Below are 351 nucleotides of genomic sequence, written 5' to 3'. Positions count from 1 at the left end.
ATCGTCGACGAGGAGCAGTTCGGCCCCGTGCTTCCGGTCGTCCGCTACAGCGATGTCGAGGATGCCGTCCGCCGCGCGAACGGCACGGACCAGGGCCTCGGCGCATCGGTGTGGGGGCCCGACGAGGAGGCGGCGAAGGAGATCGCGCTGCGTCTCGAGGCCGGCACCGTGTGGATCAACCAGCACGGCGGGGTCGACCCGTCGACCCCGTTCGGCGGTGTGAAGGCTTCCGGCTACGGGCTCGAGTTCGGCGTCGAGGGGCTGAAGGCGATGGCGGCGACGAAGGTCATCCGGCGCTGAGCTCGGCGATGCGCGCCTGACAACAGGAGGATTGCTCAAGACAGGTGGATG

At 69.2% G+C, this 351-nt stretch carries 1 protein-coding gene; it reads left to right on the top strand.

The window, feature by feature from the left end:
• Positions 1–300: aldehyde dehydrogenase family protein (locus KI686_RS15975; RefSeq protein ID WP_237590322.1), on the top strand; the 300-nt coding region annotated here is incomplete at its 5' end.
• Positions 301–351: the final 51 nt, after the last annotated feature.

Source organism: Polaribacter sargassicola, assembly GCF_021991835.1.
In the GTDB taxonomy this organism is placed as follows: domain Bacteria; phylum Bacteroidota; class Bacteroidia; order Flavobacteriales; family Flavobacteriaceae; genus Polaribacter; species Polaribacter sargassicola.
Note: the sequence above shows the minus strand (reverse complement) of the source record. Positions and strands in the feature narration are given on the sequence as shown.